The organism is Novacetimonas hansenii JCM 7643 (assembly GCF_000964405.1).
In the GTDB taxonomy this organism is placed as follows: Bacteria; Pseudomonadota; Alphaproteobacteria; order Acetobacterales; family Acetobacteraceae; genus Novacetimonas; species Novacetimonas hansenii.
In genome coordinates this window covers 1-6,754 of sequence record NZ_BANE01000219.1, presented here as the reverse complement: position 1 = coordinate 6,754, position 6,754 = coordinate 1, and the positions used below count along the sequence as shown (strand labels likewise).

At 56.9% G+C, this 6,754-nt stretch carries 7 protein-coding genes; 6 read left to right on the top strand and 1 reads right to left on the bottom strand.

Translation table 11 applies throughout. The annotated features are described in order from the left end of the window. Positions 1-122: 122 nt before the first annotated feature. On the bottom strand, positions 123-1,400 hold the full coding sequence (locus tag B7G66_RS13605; RefSeq protein WP_003616799.1) for an AI-2E family transporter: 1,278 nt from the start codon (positions 1,398-1,400) through the stop codon (positions 123-125). A 317-nt stretch (positions 1,401-1,717) separates the two neighbouring features. Here B7G66_RS13605 and pqqA point away from each other — a divergent pair, with 317 nt between their 5' ends. The 6 genes from pqqA to B7G66_RS13575 all read left to right on the top strand — a co-directional run bounded on the left by pqqA (position 1,718) and on the right by B7G66_RS13575 (position 6,458). Next, positions 1,718-1,798 carry a pyrroloquinoline quinone precursor peptide PqqA gene (gene pqqA / locus B7G66_RS13600; protein ID WP_075595519.1) on the top strand — a complete coding sequence of 27 codons (81 nt, stop codon included), beginning with the start codon at positions 1,718-1,720 and terminating at the stop codon, positions 1,796-1,798. A 58-nt stretch (positions 1,799-1,856) separates the two neighbouring features. Further along, positions 1,857-2,780 (top strand): pyrroloquinoline quinone biosynthesis protein PqqB, encoded by a 924-nt coding sequence (pqqB, locus tag B7G66_RS13595; protein WP_003616803.1) that lies wholly within the window; start codon positions 1,857-1,859, stop codon positions 2,778-2,780. Beyond that, the gene (pqqC, locus tag B7G66_RS13590) at positions 2,777-3,514 is read left to right on the top strand and encodes a pyrroloquinoline-quinone synthase PqqC (protein WP_003616805.1); all 738 of its coding nucleotides are present in this window, start codon (positions 2,777-2,779) and stop codon (positions 3,512-3,514) included. The genes pqqB and pqqC overlap by 4 nt, the downstream gene beginning before the upstream one ends. Next, on the top strand, positions 3,511-3,798 hold the full coding sequence (gene pqqD / locus B7G66_RS13585) for a pyrroloquinoline quinone biosynthesis peptide chaperone PqqD (protein ID WP_040510309.1): 288 nt from the start codon (positions 3,511-3,513) through the stop codon (positions 3,796-3,798). The genes pqqC and pqqD overlap by 4 nt, the downstream gene beginning before the upstream one ends. Further along, complete coding sequence (gene pqqE / locus B7G66_RS13580; RefSeq protein ID WP_040510311.1) at positions 3,795-4,901, top strand: pyrroloquinoline quinone biosynthesis protein PqqE; 1,107 nt, start codon at positions 3,795-3,797, stop codon at positions 4,899-4,901. The genes pqqD and pqqE overlap by 4 nt, the downstream gene beginning before the upstream one ends. Positions 4,902-5,477: 576 nt before the next feature. Continuing rightward, on the top strand, positions 5,478-6,458 hold the full coding sequence (locus B7G66_RS13575; RefSeq protein WP_239016140.1) for a glycosyltransferase family 4 protein: 981 nt from the start codon (positions 5,478-5,480) through the stop codon (positions 6,456-6,458). The last annotated feature ends 296 nt before the right edge of the window (positions 6,459-6,754 follow it).

The window sequence follows — 6,754 nt, the reverse complement described above, 5'->3', positions numbered from 1 at the left end:
CGGCGTCTTCTGAAGCTTTTTAGAAAAAGCTTCACCAAAAACCTCTATTCTGTAAATCAAAGCCATGGTTTGCCAAAGGGCTATGCCGCCTTTTGGCGGGTGTCAGGGCAACGCTCTGAGCCTTACTTCCCCGGCGGCTGACTGTCATCCTCATCAATCATGTCCGGTGTGAATAAGGGAGTCGTCGTCGCCCCCCGTGTCGGGCCGCCGACGATGTGGCCGATAGGAGTCAGGATATCGACATGGTCACAGATGATCTTGAATACAGCGAGCAGCGGCACGGACAGGAATGCGCCACCGATCCCCCACAGCCAGTCCCAGAACATCAATGATCCCATGACCAGCACAGGGTTAAGCGTAAAGCGCCGCGCCAGCACCATGGGCGTAATCGTCTCCCCCTCCGTCAGGTGGATGCACAGATAGATCGCAGGCGGCAGGGTTGCCTGCAGGACGGAAGGGAACGTGAACAGCCCCACAAGGAAATAGATGGTGATCCCCATCATTGGTCCGATGATGGGGATATAGTTCAGCAAAAATGCCATCACCCCCCACAGCAGCGGGTTGGGCATGCCCAGCAGCCAGCATTGCAACATGTTCGCAAGACCGACGAGGAAATTGATGATCGTGATCGTTGCCAGATAGAGCGAGACATTACGTTCGATCTGATAGGCGATCTGCACGGTCCGCCGCTTGTCCGCAAAGGTGGGCATGATCTCCACAAACCGTCGCAGCAGGCTGTCCCCCTGCGCCAGCAGGAAGAACAGCATCAGGATCATGGTAAAGAACTGCCCCACAAACGCCCGCGTTCCCAGCAGCAGGGAGGAACCGAAGCTGTCGAATCCCCCGCTGGCGGGGGCTGTGGACATCACGATATGTTCGGCGTCATCGCCGCCCGCCTTGGTCGCGTGGTCAAGGTGACTGCCTGCGATGTTCATGAAACTTTCGATCCGCGCCGAGGCGGTGTTGAGCAGGTGGATCGGGCCGCGCAGGAATGCCAGGCGTTCGCCCAGTGCGTTCATCGCCTCTGGCGCGCGTTCGATCCATCCGGCTGCAGGCACCGAAATGGCGGTTCCGATTGCGCCCACGACCCCGAACACCCCAAGGATCAGCACCAGCGCCGCCAGCGGCTTGGGCAGTTTGAGCTTCAGGTGTAAAAAACGCATCGGCGATGACAGCAGCAGGTTCACCACCAGCGCCAGGATCATCGGCAGGATGATCGAAGCCGCGAAATACAGCGTATAGAACACCGCAAGGATGCACAGCACCAGCAGGCATGCGGTCTTCAGGTCCATGCGGGTGTGGCGCATGACCTCCCGCGCGCGATGCTGCTGCATGCTTTCGTAAGTGGGCGTGGCGGACGGCGTTTCAGACGGGGTGGGCATGGTCTCTTCGGGCGGCATGATCCGGCTTCACCTTTGGCAAGACGCAGGGGATCAGGGGACCGACCAACCGGCTTTACCGAGCAAGAAACAGGAAAACAGGCCTAGTCCGTCCGGATTGCCTCCGCAACCCACAACAGTGGCGGGCATTGCCGCTACGCAATTCTTGCAATGGCGGCACGGCACGTATGATGCGGGTACACATGATTGTGAAGCCATTCTTCATCCCACGACGGCGCTTCCCCCTGAGAAGGAGTTGCAAGGTGCCGGATTCAGCGTTCAAATGCTTCATGGATATGAAGGTTTGTCGCCTTCATCGCAGGAAATGGAGAAAAATCATGGCATGGAATACACCCAAGATCACTGAAGTTCCCCTGGGCGCGGAAATCAACAGCTACGTCTGCGGCGAAAAGAAGTAAGACGTTTTCATCGCCACCCGTCTCGTCACGGGTGGCGATTTGCTTATAAACGTCTGCCATGATCGACATCATCGTTCTTGGCGCGGCTGCTGGTGGCGGGTTTCCGCAATGGAACTCCAACGCCGATGGCTGCCGACGGGCCCGGTCCGGCGACCCCGCCGCACTGCCCCGCACACAGGCCTCGATCGCCATCAGTGGCGATGGAGTGCACTGGTTCATCATCAATGCCTCACCCGACCTTCGGACGCAGATCAGCCAGACCCCTGCGCTGCACCCGCGCGAAGGGCTGCGTTCGACCCCGATCGCGGGCGTGATCCTGACGGGGGGGGAGGTCGATACCATCGCGGGGTTGTTGACCCTGCGTGAACGTCAGCCCCTGACGCTGCTTGCCACGGATATGGTACTGGAGACGCTTGACGCCAATCCGGTATTTGAGGCGCTGAACCGACAGGTGGTCACGCGCACGCAACTGCCGCTGGAGCAGGATGTCGCGCTGCATCTGGTCGATGGTGCGCCTGCGGGACTGACAATCCGTGCCTTTGTGGTGCCGGGGAAGGTGCCACTTTATGCCGAACGTGGGCCGAACCCTGCCGCCATTGTTGAAAATGGCGAGACGATCGGCCTTGAGATCACCGATGGAAAGCGCCGTGTCTGTTTCATCCCCGGCTGCGCGCGCATGACCGACGCGCTGCGGCGGCGTCTGTCGGGCGCGGACCTTGTGTTCTTCGACGGCACGCTGTGGGTCGATGACGAGATGCTGCGCGCGGGCATTGGTGAAAAGACGGGTCAGCGTATGGGCCATATGTCGCTGATGGGCGAAGGCGGCACGTTCGAGGCGTTCCGTGACCTTGAGATCGGGCGCAAAGTGCTGATTCACATTAACAATTCCAATCCCGTACTGCTTTCGGACTCGGCAGAACGCCAGCAGGCCAATGCGCAGGGATGGGACGTGGCCCATGACGGGATGAGGATAACCCTATGACCGGACAGATACTTTCCCCCGACGAACTGGAGGCCGCGCTGCGTGCCATCGGGGCGGAGCGTTACCATAACCTCCACCCGTTCCACCGTGCCCTGCATGATGGCCGCCTGACGCAGGGGCAGGTTCAGGCATGGGCGCTGAACCGGTATTATTACCAGTGCCGGATCCCGGCCAAGGATGCGACGTTGCTGGCGCGTCTGCCCACGGCGGAACTGCGCCGTGAATGGCGGCGGCGTCTTGTGGATCATGATGGCGAGGCGCCGGGAATCGGAGGGGTCGCGCGCTGGCTGAAGCTGACGGACGGGCTGGGCCTTGACCGTGCCTATGTCGAGTCGCTGGAGGGGCTGCTACCTGCCACGAAGTTCGCGGTGGATGCCTATGTCGAATTCGTGCGTGACCGTTCCATCCTTGCTGCAATCGCCTCTTCCCTGACGGAACTGTTTTCGCCGACCATCATCAGCGAACGCGTCTCGGGGATGTTGCGGCATTATGATTTCGTCAACAGCGAGACCCTGGCCTATTTCCATCCGCGCCTGACGCAGGCCCCGCGGGATTCCGATTTTGCGCTGTCCTATGTCCGCGAACATGCCCGGACGGTGGAGCAGCAGGAAGCGGTGCTGGGTGCGTTGAAGTTCAAGTGCGGCGTGCTGTGGTCCATGCTCGATGCGCTGGATTATGCCTATGTCACGCCGGGGCGGATTCCGCCGGGTGCATTCTGGCCGACCTGTCCATGACGGATGCTATGCCCCTTACGCCCGACTGTGTCGTGCGGTTTGCCCGTGGCGTACGGCTGCAACATGACCGCGTGCGCGACCAGTGGGTGATACAGGCGCCCGAACGCGCCTTCCTGCCTGATCCTGTCGCGGTGGAGATCCTGCGCCTGGTCGATGGAACGCGCACGCTTGATGCGATTGTCACCGATCTTGCCGCGCGTTTTGCCGCCCCACGTGACCTGATTGCGCGTGATGTGATGGAAATGGCCGCCGACCTTGTGGTGCGGCAGGTGCTGCTGCCATGACGGAAATGCCCCCGCCCCCGATGAGCCTGCTGGCGGAACTGACGCACCGGTGTCCGTTGCAGTGCCCGTACTGTTCCAACCCGATGGCGCTGGAACCGCGCGCCAATGAACTGACCACCACGCAATGGATCGACATACTGGATCAGGCCGCGGATCTGGGGGTGTTGCAGGTACATTTTTCCGGGGGCGAGCCAATGGCACGTCCTGACCTGCCTGACCTGATCCGTCATGCCGTGGGGCGTGGGCTTTATACGAACCTGATCACGTCTGGCGTGCTGATGACGCCAGCTTCCTTCGCCGCGTTGGTGGGGGCCGGGCTGGATCATGTGCAACTGTCGTTTCAGGATATCGAAACCGCCAATGCCGAGCATGTGGGTGGTATGAAGGGCGCGCAGGCGAAGAAAATGGCCGCCGCCGCGATGGTGGTGGCCGATGGCATGCCGCTGACGCTCAATTTCGTCATTTATCGTGAAAATGTCGGACGTGTGGCGCAGATGATCGACGCTGCGGCGCAGATGGGCGCGCGGCGGGTGGAGATCGCCCATACGCAGTATTATGGCTGGGGCCTGCGCAATCGCGACGCCCTGATGCCAACGCGTGAGCAGGTGGAACAGGCCACCCGTGCGGTGGAGGCCGCGCGTGCGCGATATGCCGGGCGCCTGTCCATTGATTACGTTACGCCCGATTATTATGCCGACCGGCCCAAGCCCTGCATGGGGGGATGGGGGCGTCGTTTCGTCAATGTCTCTCCTTCCGGCCGGGTGCTGCCATGCCATGCGGCGGAAAGCATCCCCGGCGTGAAAATCCCTGATGTGCGTGACGCGACGCTGGGTGCGATCTGGGACGAGGCCCCGTTATTTACCATGTTCCGTGGGACGGACTGGATGCCCGCACCCTGTCGCACCTGCGACCAGCGTGAAAAGGACTGGGGTGGGTGCCGCTGTCAGGCGCTTGCGCTGGCGGGGGATGCGGCAGCGACCGATCCGGTGTGTGAGCGTGCGCCAGCCCACGATCAGGTCACGGCAGCCATTGCACGCCTGCCCGAAGTCGCACCGCCGTTTGTCTATCGCCGCTATGCCAATAATGGGGATGACAGACACTGACGGCCTGTATCCTGTCCAGAGAGGGGTATGGGGTATTATTTCCATATGGCAACTATGTCGCGCGAAGAAAAATCCATAAAGGCAATAGAATTGATCCATGATATGTGAGTAAAAATGTAAATATACATCTCTTTTTTTGGAATTGAATTGTATATTTACATAAATTTACAAGCTTGATATAAAATTATGATTTATCAATCAAGTTGTGAAGATGATCATAGCGACCTCTGCGAAAGAACGGCGTAAATGACGGACCATAGTTCCTTTCCTTGTTCGATCTGTATTGATGGGTTTAACCTTGCTCTGGAAAAAGGTACAGGGATTGCGACATATGCGCGTGTGCTTTCATATAATTTGCAGGCGTTGCATTGCAGGTTATCCGGGCTATACGGACTGAATTTTCTGGATTCCACGCCTGCATCGTTACGCGAAGTCCTGTTTTTTGATCAGATCGGTCGGGAGAACAGGTGGAAACGTGGGAAATTTCCCACGCCTCACTGGCTGAAGGAATCTTTTCGCGATGTGAGGGGCATTACCGCAACGCCCGTTCCCCTGTCGGGGCGTATCGAACGGCGCATGCATAAGGATCGCCTGCCCGATTTTGAACGCCTGCTGAATATCCGTGGTCTTTTTCAGCGCGCACCGCAATATTTCAACAAGACCGGGAAATTTTTGCGTGTCCGCATTCCCAATCCACCACAAATCATGCACTGGACTTACCCGCTTCCAATAATCGTCGAAGGGTCTTATAATATATACACAGTGCATGATATGGTTCCGCTTGTTTTCCCAAGTACGACACTGGATAACAAGAAATACCATTTCAATCTTCTGAAGCGTATTTCAGAAGTTTCAGATGCGGTATGTACCGTGTCGGAATCCAGCAGGAATGATTTTCTTTCGTTCTTCCCGGAAGCGCGGGACAAGGTATTCAATACTTATCAGTCGCTGGATGTCTATTCTGAAAATACGGATGACGCTGAAAAAGTTGATATCAGTAAATTTGGACTGATGCCAAAGGAATATTTCCTGTTCTGCGGGTCCTTGGAACCCAAGAAAAATATCGGTCGGATCATACAGGCATTCCTGGCGACACGTTCGTCGCGGAAGCTGGTCATTATTGGCGCCATGGCATGGAAGAATGAGGAAGATAATCGCCTGATTGAATATGGGATCGAACTGGGGCGTATTATCCGGCTTGATTATGTGTCACGGGCTACGCTGCAGAAATTGGTAAGCAGTTCGCGCGCCTTGTTGTTCCCTTCCCTCACGGAAGGGTTTGGGTTGCCGGTCCTTGAAGCCATGGCGCTGGGGGCACCTGTCCTGACAAGCAAGGAAGGGGCGTTGCCTGAAGTTGCCGGTGATGCGACGCTTATGGTCGATGCGTACGATCTGTCATCAATTGAGGCGGGCATTGCCAGACTGGATCAGGATGATGATCTGTGTAAATCGCTCTGTGAAAAAGGTATGTCACAGGCTGAGATGTTCTCCCCAGCCGCCTATCAGAAGAGGCTTGCTGCAATGTACAGGGCTGTTCTGGCGCATGCCCGAACATGATGAGTGAACGGGCAGGTGTCATGGATGCCTGTCTGTAGAAAATTGGTAAAATAACAAAAGTTTCTTGGATGCTTATTTTGGAAAACTGTCTTTAATCAAAGATGTTTGGGAAATTTTTCCAGAAACTTTTGTGATTTCACGGCGATCGGACAGAAGGGGCGTTTTTGTAAAAAAGATGAAAATTTGTTATGAAATCAGGTTTTTTGTATTTCACACAAATTCCTTCGCGACTTAGAGACTGTTTGAAAAGGCAAGTCCGATAAGATCGTGAAATCATAAAAGTTTTTGGTGAAGCT

Excerpts from the sequence above, each read along its gene's own strand:
- B7G66_RS13605 (WP_003616799.1), bottom strand. The coding sequence starts at position 1,400 with ATGCCGCCCGAAGAGACCATGCCCACCCCGTCTGAAACGCCGTCCGCC.
- pqqA (WP_075595519.1), top strand. The coding sequence starts at position 1,718 with ATGGCATGGAATACACCCAAGATCACTGAAGTTCCCCTGGGCGCGGAA.
- pqqB (WP_003616803.1), top strand. The coding sequence starts at position 1,857 with ATGATCGACATCATCGTTCTTGGCGCGGCTGCTGGTGGCGGGTTTCCG.
- pqqC (WP_003616805.1), top strand. The coding sequence starts at position 2,777 with ATGACCGGACAGATACTTTCCCCCGACGAACTGGAGGCCGCGCTGCGT.
- pqqD (WP_040510309.1), top strand. The coding sequence starts at position 3,511 with ATGACGGATGCTATGCCCCTTACGCCCGACTGTGTCGTGCGGTTTGCC.
- pqqE (WP_040510311.1), top strand. The coding sequence starts at position 3,795 with ATGACGGAAATGCCCCCGCCCCCGATGAGCCTGCTGGCGGAACTGACG.
- B7G66_RS13575 (WP_239016140.1), top strand. The coding sequence starts at position 5,478 with ATGCATAAGGATCGCCTGCCCGATTTTGAACGCCTGCTGAATATCCGT.